Genomic DNA, 18,067 nt, shown 5'->3' on the forward strand with positions numbered 1-18,067 from the left:
CGAGTTCTCTTGTGGACCGGTCTCTGCAGACTCTTCGGGCCTACCAGCGCGCCCGCAAGCCGGCCAGCATGGCCAGGTTGTTTTGGCGGCTGTTGTGCTCGGTCTGCACATCGGCAAACAGGTCCACTCCTTTGCCGATGCTGTTGCCGGTGCGCCCGGCGGCGGCATTGAGGATGGTGTACTGCGTACTGGCCTGGTAGGTGCCGGCACTGGCCTGCACATCGACCGTGCCGCCGTTGAGAGTGGCCGCGCCAGTGGCATTGATGCGATCGTTTGCACCTGCGGCATCCACTTCAACACGGTAGATCGACCCCGTCGCGAAACTCAAGTTGGCGGTCCAGTTGGCGTCGATAGACCAGTTCCCGCCGGCGCCGGCATTCCAGTCGGTGCTTTGGGCGATGCCGATGCCGGGCACCATGGCCAGACCGGCCAGTGCAAGGGCCGCACTCAGCGGACGCAGCCGGCAATTCAGGCGTGTTTTCACGGAAGCGCTTCCCCTCGGTGTTGTTGTGTGCACGCGATTAAAAGCGCCCGCCGCCACCGCGGTAAATACCGCAAAGGGGTTAGATGGCGCTTTGGGGCAACAACGGCCAGGTAGGAATTGCTATGCTATTGATAGCTAATGACGCAGACAACGATTGGGTTGCGACACTGCCTGGTTCGTAAAACCAGTGCCGGGTAGCCGCAGGCGGTCGGGAACTATTTACGCAGCCTGCGTTGCCAGCATTTCGCGCAGCGCCGATTGCAGTGCCTGCGGCTGGCAGGGCTTGCGCACCACGGGCACGCCGCTGTGGGCGATGCGCTGCAGCTGGGTCGGTGCGGTTTCACCGGTGACAACCAGGGCACGCAGGCCGGGCAGCTGAGCACGAAAGGCGGCAAGCACCGTCAGGCCGTCGCGGCCTTCGGCGTCGCCCAGGTGCAGGTCGGTCACCAGCAGGTGCGGGCGCTGGCTTGCTTCATTACTTGTTTGGGAGAGCCAGGCGAGGGCGGCTTCAGCGCTGTCAAACGACTGCACCGGCAGGCCCAGCTCGCCCACGACCTGCGTGGTGGCGGCCAGCGCCAGCGGATCGTCGTCGAGCACCAGGGCTTGCCAGCCGAGGAAGCCACTGGTCGATGCATCGTTTGCTGTCTGCGGCAAGCCGATGCGGGGCGCGCCGCTTGCATGCAAAGGAAGGGCGATGCTGAAGAGACTGCCGCGGCCGGTTGCTGACTTCAGCGCCACGTCGGCATACATCTGCGCCGCCAGACGCTTGACGATGGCCAGGCCCAGGCCGAGCCCCGCCTGTTCCTTGTCTTGCGGCAGCCGCACGAAGGCGTCGAAGAGGCGCTGCTGGTTGGCTGCCGAAATGCCGGGGCCGGTGTCGACGACGCCGATGTGCACCTGGCCGGCCTGCAACCGCGCAAACAGCAGCACCGCGCTGCCGCTGGTGAACTTGATGGCGTTGCTGGTGAGATTCAGCACGATGCGCTGCAGCGCATCGGGCGGGGCATTGACCCACAGCTCGGGGCGGGCGCGCACGCGCAGCCGGATGTTGCGCTGCGCGGCGGTGGCGGCCAGCGTGCCGGCGACGGATTCCAGCAGTGCACCGACGGGCAGCGCTGAGGCGGCCAGCGGCGTGGCGCCGGCATCGAGCTGCGCCAGGTCGAGCAGGCCTTCGAGCAGGCCGTTGAACGCCATGACGCTGGTTTCCAGCTGGCCGGCCATGCGCTGGGCCTGCACGGCCAGGGGCTGGCTGCTGCCCATAAAGGCCTTGGCCAGCGTGGTTTTGAGGCCTGACGCGAACAGGCCGGCGGCGTAGGCGGGCTGGCGCAGGTCATGCGTGGCGGCGGCCAGCAGCGCGGTCTTGTCGGCGCTGGCCAGCTCGGCCCGGTCGCGCGCGGCCGCGAGGTCACGCACCAGCTGGGCGTTCTCAAAACGCAGTTCGATGGAATTGAGCAGGCTGCGGTTCAGGCCGCGGCCATAACCCAGGCATACCAGCATGAAGACCAGCGTCAGCAGGCCGAAGCCGGCAAACTCGCGCTGGCCTTCGGTCATGCAGCGCAGCGCAAACGGCAGCACCGAGGGAATCGAATAGGCCATGAAGGCCGGGTAGTACACCGAGAGCGAACCGAGTGCGCCGCTGACCATGCCGCCCAGCAAAAAGCCCAGGAACAGCGTGGGCACGTAGGCCTGCGGGTCAAACGCCATCAGGCCCAGGAGGCCCCAGAGGCAACCCGACATGAAGGAGCCGGTGGCAAAGGCACGTGCCGCGCGGCGCGTGCTGTGGAGGTCCAGTTGCTGGGCGGGTGCCGTTCGCACCCGCCTGAAGAAGCGCCGCACCAAGGCAAAACGGCTGGCTGTGAGCAGCACCACCGCGCCCAGCCAGCCCCAGAGCAGCTGGCCGGCCAGTGGGTCGGCGTGGCCGGACGGCTGCAACACCACGGCCGCGACGGTGCCCGCCAGCAGCGTGCCGAGGAAGGTGCTGGTGGACTGCTTGTACAGCGTCTGGACCTGCTCGAACAACACAGGATGGGCAGGGGTCATGGTGCGTAGAATCCGTCAGGGTTGGCGTGGCGGTGCCGGTGATGCACAGCCCGCGCTGCCCCCGCTTCACCGGCCCCTGCTGATCGTAGTTGATTCCCCTGCCTGGACCATATGACGCAAACACCCATACGCCTGCTGCTGGCCGACGACCATGACCTGGTTCGCGAAGGCCTCGCAGCGTTGATGGCCTCCTGTGAGGACATCGAGGTGGTGGCGTCGGTCGCCGGCAGCGACAGCGCCATCGCCGAAGCGCTGGCGTTGGCGCCCGACGTGGCGGTGGTCGACTTCCAGCTGCCGCCCGAGGACGGCGTGGCCGTGGCCATGGCCCTGCAGGCCGCGCAGAGCCCGACACGCGTGCTCCTGATCACCGGCAGCCAGGAGCGCGCCGACATCGAACGCATTTTTGCCAGCCCGGCGCAGGGTGCATTGCACAAAAGCGGCGGGGCGGGCGAGCTGCTTGCCGCCATACGCGCGCTGGCCGAAGGCGACCTGCACTTTTCAGAATCCATCGCCGCACTGCGCCGGCCGCCGGGCATTGACGCGCTGGCCGAGCTGCGCAAGCTGACCGAACGCGAAAAGCAGGTGCTGTGCTCGGTGGCGGAGGGCGCGTCCAGCAAACTGATTGCCGCCAGCCTGCTGCTGCAGCGTGAAACCGTGCGCACGCACAGGCGCAACCTGATGCTGAAGCTGGGCATGCACAACAGCGCCCAGCTGACGGCCTTCGCGATCCGCGCCGGTCTGATCTAGGCTGCGCGCCGGCCGGCAGGCGCTCAGACGGAAAACGCCTTTTCAGCGGCGCGCAGCACCGCCTGCCGCAGCCACACATGGGCGCTGCGCTGCTGCGAGCGGCGGTGCCACACGGCGTCCACGTGGACCGGTGCCACGTCGAAGGGCAGGGGGCGCAGCACGAGTTGTTCGGCGATGCCGGTCACGCGCACGAAGTGGCGCGGCAGCACGGTCAGCAGGTTGGAATTGGCCACCACCCGGCCAGCGGTGAAGAACTGGTTAACGGTCAGCACGACGTGCCGCTTGCGCCCCAGCGAGGCCAGGGATTCGTCGATAAAGCCGTAGGGCCGGCCCGAAAAACTCACCAGCATGTGGCGCGCCGCGCAAAACTTGTTGAGCGTGAAGGGGCCGGTGGCCAGCGGGTGATCCCTGCGCATTGCGCAGACGTATTCGCCGTCATAGAGCCGCTGGTTGGAAAACGGCAGTGGTTCGCCGCTTTGTTCGCTCGCCGTCAGGTCGGCCACCAGCGAGGGAAAGTAGCCGACGGCCAGGTCGCAGGTCTCTTCGTCGAGCAGGCGCCGCGGGTCGCGCGTGGTGAGCGGCACCACGCGGATGGACACGCCCGGGGCTTGCTGGTCCAGTGTTTCGACCAGGCCGGGCATTACCTCGGCCGCCGTTGCGTCGGCCATGGCCAGCACAAAGGTGGTGGTGGCCGTGCCGGGCACAAATTCGTTGGGAACCAGCGACTCCTGCAGTTGCCGCAGCGCCTCGCGCACGGCGGGCCAGATGGCCAGGGCGCGCGAGGTGGGCGCCATGCCTTGGCCGCTGCGCTGCACCAGCTCGTCGCCCAGGGTTTCCCGCAGCCGGCGCAGCGCATTGCTGACGGCGGGCTGGGTCAGCGACAGGTTGCGCGCCGCCCGCGTCAGGCTGCGCTCGGCCATCACTTCGTCGAAAACGCGGAGCAGGTTCAGGTCCAGCGTGCGGAAATTAAGGGGATTCAAGGGGTAAAGGGAGGGAGTTCGGTCTAGATTATCACTGACGTGAATGAATCACATCATAAAGATAAAGTTGAGTAACATCAGTGATAACCCTAATATCCCTGTACCCGTTGAGATATCTGTGTCCCGGCGGGGATAAACCAATCGGGAGTTCCTCATGACCAGCTTCGTCAATATCAAACATTCCACACAGCACCCCGGCGTTGTCCGCGCTGAGTCGGCCTTTGGTGCCGTACGCCAGCTGGGCCATGCGTTCTCCGGCACCCGCGGCCTCGCCACGCTGCTCTTGTCCGCCGTCGCGGCCGCCGTCATGGTGGTGGCCTACCAGGTGATGGACAGCGTCACCGAAGGCCATCTGCTGGTGATGTGGATCGCGCTCTGGGCCATCGCCTTTGCCACGCTGGCGCTTTTTGCCGGCAGCGCACGCAACGCCGCCGCCCGCGTCAAGGCCGGCCTGGACGGCTGGTCGCGCGGCCTGGCCGAAGCCCGCGCCGACCAGCGCCTGTGGCAAGCCGCCCGGAACGACCCGCGCGTGATGGCCGACCTGCAAATGGCCCTGCAACGCGCAGCCGATGTTGAAGAGGTCGCTGCGGCTCCCGCCGTCAAGGCTGAGGCTGCAGAGCTGGTCAACGCCGCTGGAATGGTGCGGCCTTACCATCGCTACTACATCTAAGCGTCCCGCCGGATGCCGGGCCGCCCGCCGCGGCGGCCCACAAAAAAGCCACCTTGTCAGGTGGCTTTTTCTTTGCCCTGTCGCCGGGTGGCGCAGGGCGAGAGGCGCGGCGCACAGATCATGCGCCGCCCCCGCCTGGGTGTGCCGGTCAGGCAGCCAGGCGGCGCTCGATCGCGGCTTTGGTCTCCCCCAGCTCTTTCGGCAGGTGATGTTCGAGTTGCTTGAACAGTTCGGCGTGCAGTTCCAGCTCTTTCAGCCAGGCGGCCTTGTCGATGCTGGTCACGGTGTTGAACTGCTCGGCGCTGAAGTTCAGGCCGGTCCAGTTCAGGTCTTCGTAGGCGGGGCTGATGCCGGTGATGTGCTCGGAACCCTTGCCCGTGCCTTCGATGCGGTCGATCATCCACTTGAGCACGCGCATGTTCTCGCCGTAGCCGGGCCAGACGAACTTGCCGTCTTCGCCCTTGCGGAACCAGTTGGTGGTGTAGATCTTGGGAATCCTGGCGCCGGTGGCTTCCAGCTTCTTGCCGACGTTGAGCCAGTGCTGGAAGTAGTCGCTCATGTTGTAGCCCATGAAAGGCAGCATGGCAAACGGGTCGCGGCGCACCACGCCGGCCTGGCCGGTGGCGGCAGCCGTGGTTTCAGAGCCCATGGTCGCGGCCATGTACACGCCTTCGACCCAGTTACGCGCTTCGGTGACCAGCGGCACGGTGGTGGAGCGGCGGCCGCCGAAGATGAAGGCGTCAATCGCCACACCTTTCGGGTCGTCCCAGGCACTGTCCAGGGCCGGGTTGTTGGTGGCGGCCACGGTGAAGCGGGCGTTGGGGTGGGCGGCCTTGGCGCCGGTTTCCTTGGCGATTTGCGGCGTCCAGTCCTTGCCTTGCCAGTCGATCAGGTGGGCGGGCTGGCCGCCGGTGTCCTTTTCCATGCCTTCCCACCACACGTCGCCGTCGTCGGTCAGGGCCACGTTGGTGAAGATGACGTTCTTGTCCAGGCTCGCCATGCAGTTCGGGTTGGTGTGGAAGTTGGTGCCCGGTGCCACGCCGAAGTAACCGGCTTCGGGGTTGATGGCGTAGAGCTTGCCGTCGGCGCTGGGCTTGATCCAGGCGATGTCGTCGCCGATGGTGGTGACCTTCCAGCCGTCAAAGCCGGCCGGCGGCACGAGCATGGAGAAGTTGGTTTTGCCGCAGGCGCTCGGGAAGGCCGCCGCCACGTGGTATTTCTTGCCCTGGGGATTCGTCACGCCGAGGATCAGCATGTGTTCGGCCAGCCAGCCTTCGTCGCGGCCCATGTTGGAGGCGATGCGCAGCGCGAAGCACTTCTTGCCCAGCAGCGCGTTGCCGCCGTAGCCGGAGCCGTAAGACCAGATCTCGCGCGTCTCGGGGTAGTGCACGATGTACTTGGTCTTGTTGCAAGGCCATTTCACGTCCTTCTGGCCTTCGGCCAGCGGCGCGCCCACGGTGTGCACGCAGGGCACGAAGTCGCCGTCCACGCCCAGCACGCCGAACACCGCCTGGCCCATGCGCGTCATGATCTTCATGTTGACGGCCACGTAGGGGCTGTCGGAGAGTTCGATGCCAATGTGCGCGATCGGCGAGCCCAGCGGGCCCATGCTGAAAGGCACCACGTACATGGTGCGGCCCTTCATGCAGCCGTCAAACAGGGGTTGCAGCGTCTGGCGCATCTCGGCGGGCGCCATCCAGTTGTTGGTCGGGCCGGCGTCTTCCTTTTTGGCCGAGCAGATGTAGGTGCGGTCTTCCACGCGGGCGACGTCGCTCGGGTCGCTCTGGGCCAGGAAGCTGTTGGGGCGCTTGGCTTCGTTGAGCTTTTTGAAGGTGCCGGCGTCGACCAGCTGCTGGCACAGGCGCTGGTATTCGGCGTCGCTGCCGTCGCACCAGTACACGTCGTCGGGCTTGCACAGGGCCACCATGTCGGCGACCCAGGCGATCAGTTTTGCGTTTTTGACGTAGCTGGGTGTGTTGAGCTTGAGGCCCTGCATCACGGGTTGGTTCATCGAAAAAACTCCAAAGTTAAAAAGCGTTATTTCGGGAAACGTCGCCCGGCAATCCCGGGGGGTGGTGACGTCAAGACGTTTGTCGAAATAAGGCTCGAGGGCTTTTCGGGCCGCTGCGGCGCGAGGCAAAAAAGCGGCCGGAAGAAGCGCTTTTCCGCCCTCCACGGGTCGGCCGGAGAATTCATTTTAAGAACATCGGCCCGGGTTACCTTGCGGTTACCGCCAAAAGTTATGCAGAACTTGCATGAGGTTATGCATATGCGGTGCGGGGGTTCAGGCAGTCATGACATGCGGGTATGGAATGCCGTCAGGGACGGTCGGGCCGAGCTTTTCTCTGCGGAAAAGGGCCGGAAAAGAGTCAGGGCGCGCTGGGGCCGGAAACAAAAAAGTCCGCAGGGTGCGGACTTTTGGGGGTAAGCGGGGAGGGCTTCAGGCCATGTAGATGGCGATAAAGGCCAGCAGGAACATCAGCACGCCGCCGACCACGGGCAGAACAATGGGGATCACGGGGATGATGGCGTCAACGGCATCCTGCTCCTGGGCGGGCGTGGCGCTGTCGTGGGCGGCATTGGTGGTGTGGCTGGCTGGACTGGACATGGGGGTTCCTGAATTGCTTGAAAGTCTGGGCAGATTTTACCCGCATGCCGCGATGGGCCGCAAAGAGGCCGGCCGCCGCCTTTGCGTTACCCTTTAGCCATGCCTGTTTGTGGAAGGAAAGCATGAAATCCCCAGCCCCATTTCAATCCCGCTTGCGCGTCGTTTCAGCCGGCGCAGCTTTGTCCGCGTTGGCCCTGTTGTCGGCCTGCGCCACCGGCGGCCCCAACAGCGCCTCGGCCAGGCCGGTGCTCTATCCCAACGCCACGCTGAACCGCGTGGGCGAGGCCCAGGGCCAGGCCGAAGCCAATGCCTGCATGTCGCGGGCCTCGGCCGCCGGGCTCAGTCCTTCGCAAAGCGGCAATGAAGTCGGCCGCCGTGCCGGCGAAGGCGCGGCCGTGGGCGGCGTGGCTTCGGCCGTGGGGGCCTTGATCACGGGGCGCGGCGGGGAAGGCGTGCTGCGCGCCGGCGCCGCGGGTGCCGCTGTGGGCGGCTCGGCGGGTGCCGTGTCGGGCGCTTTCCACAACGACAAGCCCAACAGCACCTACCGCAGCTTTGTGCAGCGCTGCCTCAGCGAACGCGGCTTTGAGGTGATCGGCTGGAACTGAGCAGGGGCGGAACTCCCGCCGCGCTCAGTGCTGCTCCGAGGCTTCGAAGCCGGCCGCGTTGACGGCGGCCAGTACCTGCTGGATGTGGTCGCGCCCGCGCGTCTGGATCACCAGCTCGATCTCCACGTTCTGGGCCGACAGCATGGTGAAGGCACGCTGGTGATGCACTTCATCGATGTTGGCGCCGGCGTCGGCCACGGTGGCGGTGATTTTCGCCAGTGAGCCGGGAATGTCGCGCACGCTGACCTTGATGCGCGCCAGGCGCCCGGCGCGCACCATGCCGCGCTCGATGATGGCGGCCAGCAGCAGCGGGTCGATATTGCCGCCGCACAGCACCAGGCCGACTTTTTTGCCGGCAAAACGCGCCGGGTATTTGAGCAGCGCCGCGAGTCCGGCCGCGCCCGCGCCCTCGACCAGGGTTTTTTCGATCTCGAGCAGCATGACCATGGCCTGCTCGATGTCGCCCTCGTCCACCAGCACCAGGTCGTCCACCAGTTTGGCGATGATGGCCCGCGGGATCACGCCGGGCGTTCCGACGGCGATGCCTTCAGCAATCGTGCTGGTGCCTTGGGGGTGTTGGGTGCCCTTGATGGCGTTGACCATGCCCGGGAAGCGGGAGGTCTGCACGCCGATGATTTCAATGCCGGGTTTGAGGGCCTTGGCCGCCGTGGCCATGCCCGCGATCAGGCCGCCGCCGCCCACGGCGATGACCAGGGTGTCCAGTTCGGGCACGGCACGCAGCATTTCCAGGCCGGTCGTGCCCTGGCCCGCGACGATGGCCTCGTCGTCATAAGGGTGCACAAAAACCAGGCCCTCGCGCTCGGCCAGCAGCAGGGCGTGGGCGCGCGACTCGTCCAGCGAGTCGCCGTGCAGCACCACCTCGGCGCCAAAGCCGCGGGTGCGCTCTATCTTCACCCCCGGCGTGAAGCGCGGCATCACGATCACCGCCCGCAGGCCCAGGCGCTGCGCATGGTAGGCCACACCCTGGGCATGGTTACCCGCGCTCATGGCGATCACGCCGCGGCGCCGTTCGTCGGCCGACAGTTGCGCGAGCTTGTTACAAGCGCCACGCTCCTTGAAGGATGCGGTGTACTGGAGGTTCTCGAACTTCAGGAAAATCTGCGCGCCCGTCAGCTGCGACAGCGTCCTGGATTCCACGCACGGTGTGTCCAGCAAATGGCCCTGCAGCCGCTGGGCGGCTTCTTCGATGTCGGTAAGGCTGAGCATGATTTCCTCTGTGGCGATGTACGGGATTGTGCCGGGTGATTGTCCGCGTGTAACGGTGGCGATTCTGTGGCGCATTTCACACGGAAGGGTTCAAGTAGCGTCTTCCATGATGCTTCAAGCTGCGTTATGGTGGAGTCTCGTTGAGACCCATGGCGCCCAGGCGTTCATGGCGGATGTGATAGGTCACGCAATGAGGCAAGGTGCACAGGCAATGTCAACCAGCGGTGTAGTTGCAACAGGGAGGTTTGTCCATGAGCAAGCGTTCCGTTAGCGAGCAGCAATGGCTGCTGTCCCCCGGGCTCAAGGAGGCCCCGGTGCTGGACCTGATGTGCTCGCATTTCGTGCTGACGCTGGCCGCCCGCCAGGGCGCCAAGTTCAACGTCAGGCGCGACCTCAACAGCCTGCTCTCCCTCTCCGGCCGGCACCTGGTCTGGCCCTTGCCCGCGCTGCAGCGCCTGCGCGAGTTCCTGGTCCGCCGCTGCAAGGACAACGAATTCTGGCGCGGCCATGAAAGCCTGACCGACGCCGAATTCATGGCGCGCCACGGCGCCTGGCGCGGCCCCTACGAAGAGGGCACGCTGTTTTTCTACCTCGACGAACATGCGAAAGACCAGCCCAAGGATTTGCTCTCGGTGCTGGCCGCCACCGGCGAGTGGCTCACGCACGCGCTCAAGAAACAATCGACCCTGGTCGAAAAAAACATCGATGCGCTGGCCAACCTGCTGCAACTGAACCGCGCCGAGCGCGCGCTGCTGCTTTACGGCACGCTGGCGCGCTACCAGCGCGACCTGCGCTCCCTGCTGGTGGAGTTCAAGGTCAACAACGCCCCGGAAGCCTATGCCGCCATCGCCGACGTGGCCGGCGTCAAGGCGCCCGAAGTCGCCGAGGCGCTGCGCGCCGGCTCGCGCCTCGAACGCATAGGCATGGTCGAGAACCTGATCTCCGAGCACAACATCACCGACCTCGCCGACCTCATGAAGGTCAGCGAAAAACTGCCGCCCGTCTTGATGCGCGAATACCGCGACCAGAACGAACTGATGGCCGTCTTCACGCGGCCTGCCGCGCACAGCAGCCTGGGCCTGGCCGATTTCGCTTTTGTGCAGGAAGACGCGCAGGTGCTGGTGTCCCTGTTGCGCAATGCCGTGGCCGCCAAGGAGCAGGGTGTCAACGTGCTGCTCTACGGCCCGCCCGGCACCGGCAAGACCGAGCTGGCCAAGGTCGTCACGCAGGCCGCGGGGCTGGACCTGTTCGAAGTCGAATACGCCGACCGCGACGGCAACTCGCTGAGCGGGCGCGACCGCTACCGCTCCTTGCAGATCGCGCAGGTTTTCCTCAAAGGCAGCACGCACTCGGCCCTGCTGTTCGACGAAGTGGAGGACGTGTTCCCGCCCATCTCCAACGAAGCCGCGCAGCTGATGGCGCGCTCCGAACAGCTGCCGGTGCCGGCCAGCGGCTCGGTCAGCGGCAAGGCCTGGGTCAACCAGATCCTCGAATCCAACACCGTGCCCACGCTGTGGGTCACCAACCGCATCGAACAAATCGACCCGGCCTTCCGCCGTCGTTTCGCTTACCACCTCGAACTGCGCTCGCCGCCGCCCGGCGCGCGCGAAGGTGTGGTGCGCAAGACGCTGGAAGGCGTGCAGGTCAGCGACGCCTTCGTGGCCAAACTCACGGCGCGCAAGGGCCTCACGCCCGCACAGATACGCACGGCGGTGCGCTTTGCCCGGCTGGCCAGCGCGCCCGAGGAAAAAATCGACGCGCAGGTCGACGGCGAAGCCATGCAGGCCATCCTGGCCGGCGGCCGGCCGCTACTGATGGAGTCGCTGATCGAGCGGCAGCTCAAGAATGCCGACGTCGCGCTCGGCAACAAATCCGAAACCGCAGGCCGGCGCAGCGTCACCACCTACGACCTGTCCATGCTCAACGTCGAGTCGCGCTTTGAAGTGCCGCGCATCGTCGAGGCGCTCAAGAGCCGCGGCCACGGCAGCCTGTGCTTTTACGGCCCGCCCGGCACCGGCAAGACCGCGCTGGCGGAGCACATCGCCAAGGCGCTGGACCTGCCCCTGATCATCAAGCAGGCCAGCGACCTCATGAGCAAGTACGTCGGCGAGACCGAACAGAACATGGCCGCCATGTTCCGCGAGGCCGAGTCCGAAAAAGCCGTGCTGCTGCTCGACGAAGCCGACAGCTTTCTGCAGGACAGGCGCGGCGCCCAGCGCACCTACGAGGTGACCGAGGTCAACGAAATGCTGCAGGGCATGGAACGCCACAACGGCATCTTCATCTGCACCACCAACCTGTTCGACAGCCTGGACCAGGCGGCCCTGCGCCGCTTCACCTTCAAGATCAAATTCATGCCGCTGACCCGCGAGCAGCGTGAGGCCATGTTTGTGGTCGAGGCCTTGGCCGGCGACGCGGCCCTGCTGGGCGGCGCCCTGCGCGAGCGCCTGGGCAAGCTCACCCAGCTGTGTCCTGGCGATTTCGCGGCGGTCAAGCGCCAAGTTGATATCCTCGCCGCCGAGTTCTCGGCCGAGGAGTTCCTCGCGCAACTGGAGGCCGAGCACCGCATCAAGCCCGAGGTGCGCGAAGGCCGCAACATGGGGTTCCTGCAGTAGCCCCTTCCCGAGGCTTAAACGCAGGCCAGGCTGGCCTCGTGTTTCTTTCGAATGGCCTCGCTGACTTCCAGCTGCGCCTGCCGCACGATGCGGCCGTCCTCCATCCACAGCAACTGCCCGGGCTGCATCTGCTGCCAGTTTTCGTTGCGCGTGAGCGGCTGGGTGGCGACCACGCAGAGGCGGTCTTCCGGGTTGTTGGTCTGGGCAAAGTCCATGCTGAGGTCGGCATCCACCAGGCTGGCGTTGGAAAACGGCCATTCGCGCACCAGGTACCACAGCCGCGTCGAGCAATGCGCATACAGCGACTGGCCGTTGGACAGCAGGTAGTTAAAAACCCCGAATTCGGCGGTGCGCTCGCTCATGGCGCACAGCGTGTCGAACACGATGTCGGCCGAGCAGGGCTCGCGCGGGCTGATGCGCTTGAGTTCTTCCATCAGCGCGCAGAAGGCCCGCTCGCTGTCGGTGGTGCCCACGGGCTGGTAGTTGCCGGCGGAGTCCGGCTGGTAGTCGATCAGGTCGCCGTTGTGGGCGAACAGCCAGTGCCGGCCCCACAGTTCACGGGTGAAGGGATGGCAGTTCTCCAGCCGCATCGGGTCGCCCTGCGTGGCCTTGCGGATGTGCGAGACCACGTTGCGCGACTTGATCGCGTAGTGCTTGAGCATTTCGGCGACCGGCGAGGTCGCCGCCGGCTGGGCGTCGACAAAAAGGCGGCAGGCCTTGTCTTCAAAAAAACCGATGCCGAAACCGTCCGCATGGTGGTCGGTCAGGCCGCCGCGCGCGGCGAAGCCGGTCAGCGAAAACCGAAGGTCCGCCGGCTTGGCTGAATTCATTCCCAATAACTGGCACATGGACGCTAGTCTAATGCCCCCGGATCTAATGCCCCAGAATCTTGGACAGGAAATCCTGTGCCCGGTCGGTTTGCGGATGGTTGAAGAACTCGGTGGGCGTGTTCTCTTCGACGATCTGGCCCTGGTCCATGAAGATCACGCGGTCGGCCACTGCCTTGGCAAAGCCCATCTCGTGCGTCACGCACAGCATGGTCATGCCCTGGTTGGCCAGCTCCATCATCACGTCCAGCACTTCCTTGATCATTTCCGGGTCCAGCGCCGAGGTGGGCTCGTCGAACAGCATGATCTTGGGCGTCAGGCACAGCGCCCGGGCAATCGCCACGCGCTGCTGCTGGCCGCCCGAGAGCTGCAGCGGGTACTTCTGCGCCTGTTCGGCGATGCGTACGCGCTCGAGCTGCGCCATGGCGCGCTCGATCGCGTCCTTTTTCGACAGGCCCGCCACCCAGGTCGGCGACAGCGTGAGGTTTTCCAGCACCGTCAGGTGCGGGAACAGGTTGAACTGCTGGAACACCATGCCGACCTGGCGGCGCACCGCGTCAATCGCCTTGACGTCGTCGCCCAGCAGGGAGCCCGCGACGGTGAGCTTGCCTTCCTGGTAGTCCTCCAGCGCGTTGATGCAGCGGATCATGGTGGACTTGCCCGAGCCCGAGGGCCCGCAGATCACCAGGCGCTCGCCCGGCTTGACTTGAAGGTCGATGTCGCGCAACACGTGGAAGTTGTTGCCGTACCATTTGTTGACCTTGTCGAAGTGGATGGTGGGTTCACTCATTTTGCTATTTCCTGTTCAACGGGCTTTGCCCACGGCGAGCCGGCGTTCAATCCACAGGCTGTAGCGCGACATGGCGAAGCAGCAGGTGAAATAAATCGCGGCGATGAAAATATAGGCTTCGATCTTGAAAGGGCGCCAGTTCGGGTCCGAGCCCACGGCCAACGACAGCGCGCCCGTGAGTTCGTACAGCGACACGATGGTCACCAGCGAGGTGTCCTTGAAGAGCGAGATGAAGTTGTTCATGATGCTGGGCACCACCGTGCCCAGGGCCTGCGGCAACACGATCTTGCCCTGCGTCTGCCAGTAGCCCAGCCCCAGGCTGGCGGCCGCCTCGGTCTGGCCCTTGGAGAGCGACTGCAGGCCGCCGCGCACGATCTCGGCCATGTAGGCCGCCGCGAACAGCGTGATACCGACGATGACGCGCACCAGCACGTCGGGCGACTGGCCAATGGGCATGAACAGCGGGAACATGAAGCTGGCCATGAACAACACCGAGATCAGCGGCACGCCGCGTATCAGCTCGACGTAGATGACGCATAAGGTGCGTATCGCCGGCATGTTGGCGCGGCGCCCCAGGGCCACCACCACGGCGATCGGGAAGGCGATGGTCATCGAAATCACCGTGAGCATCACCGTCAGCGGCAGGCCGCCCCACTGGTCGGTCGTCACCTTGGCCAGGCCCAGGACGCCGCCGCTCATCAGCGTGAAGAAGGCCGCCAGCACCACGACCCACAGCAGCGCCAGCCAGGGCTTCCAGAACCAGCGTATGCAGCTGGCCACCACCAGGCCCAGCAGCAGCAGCGTCGCGAGTTCGGCGCGCCAGTGTTCGGGCTGCGGGTAGCGGCCCAGCAGGATGATGCGGCCTTTTTCGCGGATCACGCCCCAGCAGGCGCCCACGCCGCGCGCGGCCTGGCAGGCGTCCGGGTCGGCCGCGGTGACGGCATGGAAGATGCCCCACTGCGCGATGCCCGTGGCGGCCCACGCCAGCAGCGCGAGCACGGCAAGGGAAATCACCGTATTGCCGATGCTGGAGAACAGGTTGTTGCGCAGCCAGGGGCCGACGCCCTCCATCTTGATGGGGGCGGGGCGGGCTGCGATGGGGACAAAGGTTTTGCTCATCGCTCAACGCTCCTTGATGGCGGCACGGCTGTTGAACCAGTTCATCAGGCCGGACGTCGCCAGCGAGGTGCTCAGGTAGATCAGCATGATGATGGCGATGCACTCCACGGCCCGGCCGGTCTGGTTCAGCGAAGTGTTGGCGATGGAGACCAGGTCGGGGTAACCCACGGCGACGGCCAGCGAGGAGTTCTTCGTGAGGTTGAGGTACTGGTTGGTCAGCGGCGGGATGATGACCCGCAGCGCCTGCGGCAGCACCACCAGCCGCATCGAGTGGCCGCGCGACAGGCCCAGCGAGGCGCTGGCCTCGTGCTGGCCCAGCGATACCGAGGCGATGCCGGCGCGCACCACTTCGGCCACAAAGGCGGAGGTGTAGAGCACCAGGCCCAGCAGCACCGCGAGGTACTCCGGCGACAGCGCCCCACCGCCTTCGACCTGCGACTCGGTCAGCAGCGGCATGTTCCATTCGTTGGGCGCACCGCCCGCGAGCCAGCCAAGTACCGCACCGCCTACGACCAGCGCCAGCGACACCCAGAACACCGGCCGCGGTTTGCCGGTCAGGTCGAACTGCTTGCGCGCGCTGCGTGCATAGAACACGCTGGCCGCTACGCCCACCAGTGCGCCCACAAGCGCCAGCGTCTGGCCCAGCTTCCATACCGGCGAAGGGTAGGAGATGCCGTTCTTGCTGACGTAAACCCATTGGCCGATGTGCAGGGCCTGGTCGATGGCCGGCAGGTATTCGGTGAACAGCAGGTACCACATCAGCAGCTGCAGCAGCACCGGGATATTGCGGAAGGTTTCCACATAGCCGTAGCACAGCGCGCGCACCAGGGCGTTGCGCGAGAAGCGGCCCACGCCCAGCAGGGTGCCCAGGATGGAGGTCAGCACGATGCCGACCACCGCCACGCGCAGCGTGTTGACCAGCCCGACCAGGAAGGCTTTCCAGTAGGGGTCTATGGAGTCGTAGGGGAGCCAGCCTTCACCGATGTCGAAGCCGGCCGGCTGCGTCAGGAAGTCGAAGCCGCTCTGGATGCCGCGGGTCTTCATGTTGGCCATGGTGTTGCTCACCAGCAGCCAGATCAGGAAGACGATCAGGCTGACGGCCAGCACCTGGTAGACGATGGCGCGCGCCTGCTTGCTGCGCCAGGAAAAAACCTTGCGCCGCGTGGCCGGAGCCGGGCGCGGGGGAATCAGGGAGTGCTCGGACATAACGGGGTACCCAAAAAAGCGGGCCGCTCGACAACGTGTGGTTGTGAGCGGCCCGTTGCGTTAGCGCATCGGAATCAGGTGATCAGGTCAGCGCACCGGCATGGCGTACATCTGGCCGCCCTTGTTCCACTGGTTGTTCTGGCCGCGCGGCAGCGCCAGCGGCGTCTTGGGGCCGACATTGCGCTCGAAGATCTCGCCGTAGTTGCCGACGGCCTTGACGGCGCGCACCAGCCATTCCTTGTCCAGGCCCAGCAGCTTGCCGGTGTCCTCGCCGCTGCCGGTCAGGCGCATGACCACGGGGTCCTTGCTTTCCTTGGTCATGGCGTCGACATTGGCCTGGGTCACGCCGTACTCTTCGGCTTCGACCAGGCCGTACACCACCCACTTGACGATGGCGAACCACTCGTCGTCACCGCGGCGCACCATGGGGCCCAGCGGCTCCTTGGAGATCAGCTCGGGCAGGATCAGGTGGTCGGCGGGAACCTTGGCTTCCTTGTTGCGCACCGAGGCCAGGCCCGAGGCGTCGGTCGTGTAAGCCTGGCAGCGGCCCGAGAAGTAGGCGGCGTTGACGGCTTCCTGCTTTTCAAACACCACGGGCTTCATGTTCAGGTTGTTGGCCTTGGAGAAGTCGGTCAGGTTTTTCTCGGTCGTGGTGCCGGACTGCACGCAGACCGTGGCGTTCTTCAGCGACTTGGCGCTTTTGATCTTGCTCTTCACGGGAACCATGAAACCCTGGCCGTCGTAATAGGTCACGGCGGTCATGTGCAGGCCCAGTGATGCGTCGCGGGTCAGCGAGAAGGTGGTGTTGCGCGAGAGCACGTCGACTTCGCCGGACTGCAGCGCGGTGAAGCGCTGCTGGGCGTTCAGGGGAACCCATTTGACCTTGCTGGCGTCGCCCAGCACGCTGGCGGCGACCGCCTTGCAGACGTCCACGTCAAGGCCGGTCCAGGCGCCGTTGCTGTCGGCGGCGGAAAAGCCCGCCAGGCCGACGTTCACGCCGCAGATGACCTGGCCGCGCGCCTTGATGGCATCCAGTGTCTTGCCGGCGTGGGCGGGCGCCATCGCGGCAAGGGTGAGGCCGGCGGCAGCCAGCGTGGCAAGTCCATGTTTTTTGGCGATTTTGATCACGGGATTCTCCAGTCAGTGAAACTTTTGTAGTCCAGCACGATGCGTGCCAGCGCCGAAATGCTAACCCAAGCACCGCGTGCGCCATGCGGGTGCAAAGGCCTATTCGCTCGGGATAAACCCTTGCGAAAAATGCGTCATGAGCTTAACGAGGGGTTGATATGCACGCCAGGCATGGCGCAGGGACACAAAGCGGAAGATTTCCCCCGCCCCGGCCGCCGCCTTGCGCTGGCCCGGCCGCCCCAAAACCGGGCACAACGGTCCTCTTGACGGCCCGCCCGCCTGCGCTGGTGATACAGCCGCTGCCAGCTCAGTCTCTGGCAAGTCCATTGGTACGAATCTTGCGTTTTTCCGATGCGAGAGCTGGAATTTATCGCCCTGGCTTTGTCGGGTTCCGGGGCACTTGCCGCGGACTTCTTCCCGGAACTCCGAACAGCTCCCGTTGGCGCCTGCGACCGCGCGAGTGCTTGTCACGTCTCAATGTGCGTTATGGAAGGTCAATGCGATGGCTTTTCTTGAGGACTTGCGTGCAGCGCAGGAAGGCGTTCTGTCCCTGGGCTTCTGGGCGCTGCAGGTCTACAGGCTGGGGCATCTGCGCTACCGGTTTCAGTCCAGGCTGGTGCGTTACCCGCTTGGCGCCCTGCATCTGGTACTGGCCAAGCTGGCTGAAATGTTTTGCGGCGTCACGATCGGGGTCTCGGCCCAGATCGGGAGGCGCCTCGTCATAGAACATTCCGGCGCGATTGTGGTGCACGGCAAGGCCGTCATCGGGGACGACTGCATCATCCGCCAGGGCGTCACCATCGGCAACCAGCGCATGGACAGGCCGCTGGAAGCGCCGCACATCGGCAACCGCGTGAACATCGGCGCCGGCGCGAAGATCCTTGGGGCCATACGGATTGGGGACGACGTTGACATTGGCGCCAATGCGGTGGTGCTCACGGACGTTCCCGCCGGCGCCCTTGCCGTGGGTGTGCCGGCCCGCATTATTTTGCGAGGTAAACATGATGCAGCCCTCTGAAGC

Annotated in this window: 15 protein-coding genes and 1 pseudogene; 5 read left to right on the plus strand and 11 right to left on the minus strand. The window is 65.4% G+C overall.

The features are described from left to right. Nucleotides 1-40: 40 nt before the first annotated feature. Both ACSQ27_RS11720 and ACSQ27_RS11725 read right to left on the minus strand, forming a co-directional pair. Nucleotides 41-484 (minus strand): hypothetical protein, encoded by a 444-nt coding sequence (locus tag ACSQ27_RS11720; protein WP_436155681.1) that lies wholly within the window; start codon nucleotides 482-484, stop codon nucleotides 41-43. 219 nt (nucleotides 485-703) lie between these two features. Further along, nucleotides 704-2,524 (minus strand): hybrid sensor histidine kinase/response regulator, encoded by a 1,821-nt coding sequence (locus tag ACSQ27_RS11725; RefSeq protein ID WP_436155682.1) that lies wholly within the window; start codon nucleotides 2,522-2,524, stop codon nucleotides 704-706. Nucleotides 2,525-2,635: 111 nt separating this feature from the next. Between ACSQ27_RS11725 and ACSQ27_RS11730 the strand changes: the two genes are divergently transcribed. Then, nucleotides 2,636-3,271 carry a response regulator transcription factor gene (locus tag ACSQ27_RS11730; RefSeq protein WP_436155683.1) on the plus strand — a complete coding sequence of 212 codons (636 nt, stop codon included), beginning with the start codon at nucleotides 2,636-2,638 and terminating at the stop codon, nucleotides 3,269-3,271. A 23-nt stretch (nucleotides 3,272-3,294) separates the two neighbouring features. Here the strand turns inward: ACSQ27_RS11730 and ACSQ27_RS11735 are convergent, their stop codons facing one another. Continuing rightward, a complete protein-coding gene (locus ACSQ27_RS11735) occupies nucleotides 3,295-4,251 on the minus strand; it encodes a LysR family transcriptional regulator (protein ID WP_436155684.1) in 957 nt (318 codons plus the stop codon). Between the two features lie 154 nt (nucleotides 4,252-4,405). Between ACSQ27_RS11735 and ACSQ27_RS11740 the strand changes: the two genes are divergently transcribed. Beyond that, nucleotides 4,406-4,921, plus strand: coding sequence for a hypothetical protein (locus ACSQ27_RS11740; RefSeq protein WP_436155685.1), 516 nt, complete (start codon nucleotides 4,406-4,408; stop codon nucleotides 4,919-4,921). 148 nt (nucleotides 4,922-5,069) lie between these two features. On the opposite strand, the gene ACSQ27_RS11745 is transcribed toward ACSQ27_RS11740, so the two are convergent. Both ACSQ27_RS11745 and ACSQ27_RS11750 read right to left on the minus strand, forming a co-directional pair. Next, entirely contained in the window at nucleotides 5,070-6,932 is a 1,863-nt protein-coding gene (locus ACSQ27_RS11745) for a phosphoenolpyruvate carboxykinase (GTP) (protein WP_436155686.1), read from the minus strand. A gap of 429 nt (nucleotides 6,933-7,361) precedes the next feature. After that, the gene (locus tag ACSQ27_RS11750; RefSeq protein ID WP_436155687.1) at nucleotides 7,362-7,529 is read right to left on the minus strand and encodes a hypothetical protein; all 168 of its coding nucleotides are present in this window, start codon (nucleotides 7,527-7,529) and stop codon (nucleotides 7,362-7,364) included. A 122-nt stretch (nucleotides 7,530-7,651) separates the two neighbouring features. Between ACSQ27_RS11750 and ACSQ27_RS11755 the strand changes: the two genes are divergently transcribed. Beyond that, nucleotides 7,652-8,134, plus strand: a complete 483-nt coding sequence (locus ACSQ27_RS11755; protein WP_436155688.1) for a glycine zipper family protein — start codon at nucleotides 7,652-7,654, stop codon at nucleotides 8,132-8,134. 24 nt (nucleotides 8,135-8,158) lie between these two features. Here the strand turns inward: ACSQ27_RS11755 and ACSQ27_RS11760 are convergent, their stop codons facing one another. Further along, nucleotides 8,159-9,361, minus strand: a complete 1,203-nt coding sequence (locus ACSQ27_RS11760) for a threonine ammonia-lyase (RefSeq protein ID WP_436155689.1) — start codon at nucleotides 9,359-9,361, stop codon at nucleotides 8,159-8,161. Between the two features lie 251 nt (nucleotides 9,362-9,612). Between ACSQ27_RS11760 and ACSQ27_RS11765 the strand changes: the two genes are divergently transcribed. Then, entirely contained in the window at nucleotides 9,613-11,976 is a 2,364-nt protein-coding gene (locus tag ACSQ27_RS11765; protein ID WP_436155690.1) for an ATP-binding protein, read from the plus strand. Nucleotides 11,977-12,061: 85 nt separating this feature from the next. On the opposite strand, the pseudogene ACSQ27_RS11770 reads toward ACSQ27_RS11765, so the two are convergent. From ACSQ27_RS11770 to ACSQ27_RS11790, 5 genes and pseudogenes are all read right to left on the minus strand, one after another. Beyond that, nucleotides 12,062-12,824: pseudogene (locus tag ACSQ27_RS11770) on the minus strand (class II glutamine amidotransferase); the annotation flags it as partial. A gap of 25 nt (nucleotides 12,825-12,849) precedes the next feature. Next, nucleotides 12,850-13,593, minus strand: a complete 744-nt coding sequence (locus tag ACSQ27_RS11775) for an amino acid ABC transporter ATP-binding protein (protein WP_436155691.1) — start codon at nucleotides 13,591-13,593, stop codon at nucleotides 12,850-12,852. A 15-nt stretch (nucleotides 13,594-13,608) separates the two neighbouring features. Next, the gene (locus tag ACSQ27_RS11780; RefSeq protein WP_436155692.1) at nucleotides 13,609-14,712 is read right to left on the minus strand and encodes an amino acid ABC transporter permease; all 1,104 of its coding nucleotides are present in this window, start codon (nucleotides 14,710-14,712) and stop codon (nucleotides 13,609-13,611) included. 3 nt (nucleotides 14,713-14,715) lie between these two features. Next, a complete protein-coding gene (locus ACSQ27_RS11785; protein WP_436155693.1) occupies nucleotides 14,716-15,918 on the minus strand; it encodes an amino acid ABC transporter permease in 1,203 nt (400 codons plus the stop codon). Between the two features lie 87 nt (nucleotides 15,919-16,005). Further along, nucleotides 16,006-16,980 (minus strand): amino acid ABC transporter substrate-binding protein, encoded by a 975-nt coding sequence (locus ACSQ27_RS11790; protein WP_436156230.1) that lies wholly within the window; start codon nucleotides 16,978-16,980, stop codon nucleotides 16,006-16,008. 568 nt (nucleotides 16,981-17,548) lie between these two features. On the opposite strand from ACSQ27_RS11790, the gene ACSQ27_RS11795 reads away from it, so the two are divergent. After that, on the plus strand, nucleotides 17,549-18,064 hold the full coding sequence (locus tag ACSQ27_RS11795; protein WP_436155694.1) for a serine O-acetyltransferase: 516 nt from the start codon (nucleotides 17,549-17,551) through the stop codon (nucleotides 18,062-18,064). Nucleotides 18,065-18,067 lie beyond the last annotated feature (3 nt).

The organism is Polaromonas sp. LjRoot131 (genome assembly GCF_964252805.1).
Lineage (GTDB): Bacteria > Pseudomonadota > Gammaproteobacteria > Burkholderiales > Burkholderiaceae_C > Polaromonas.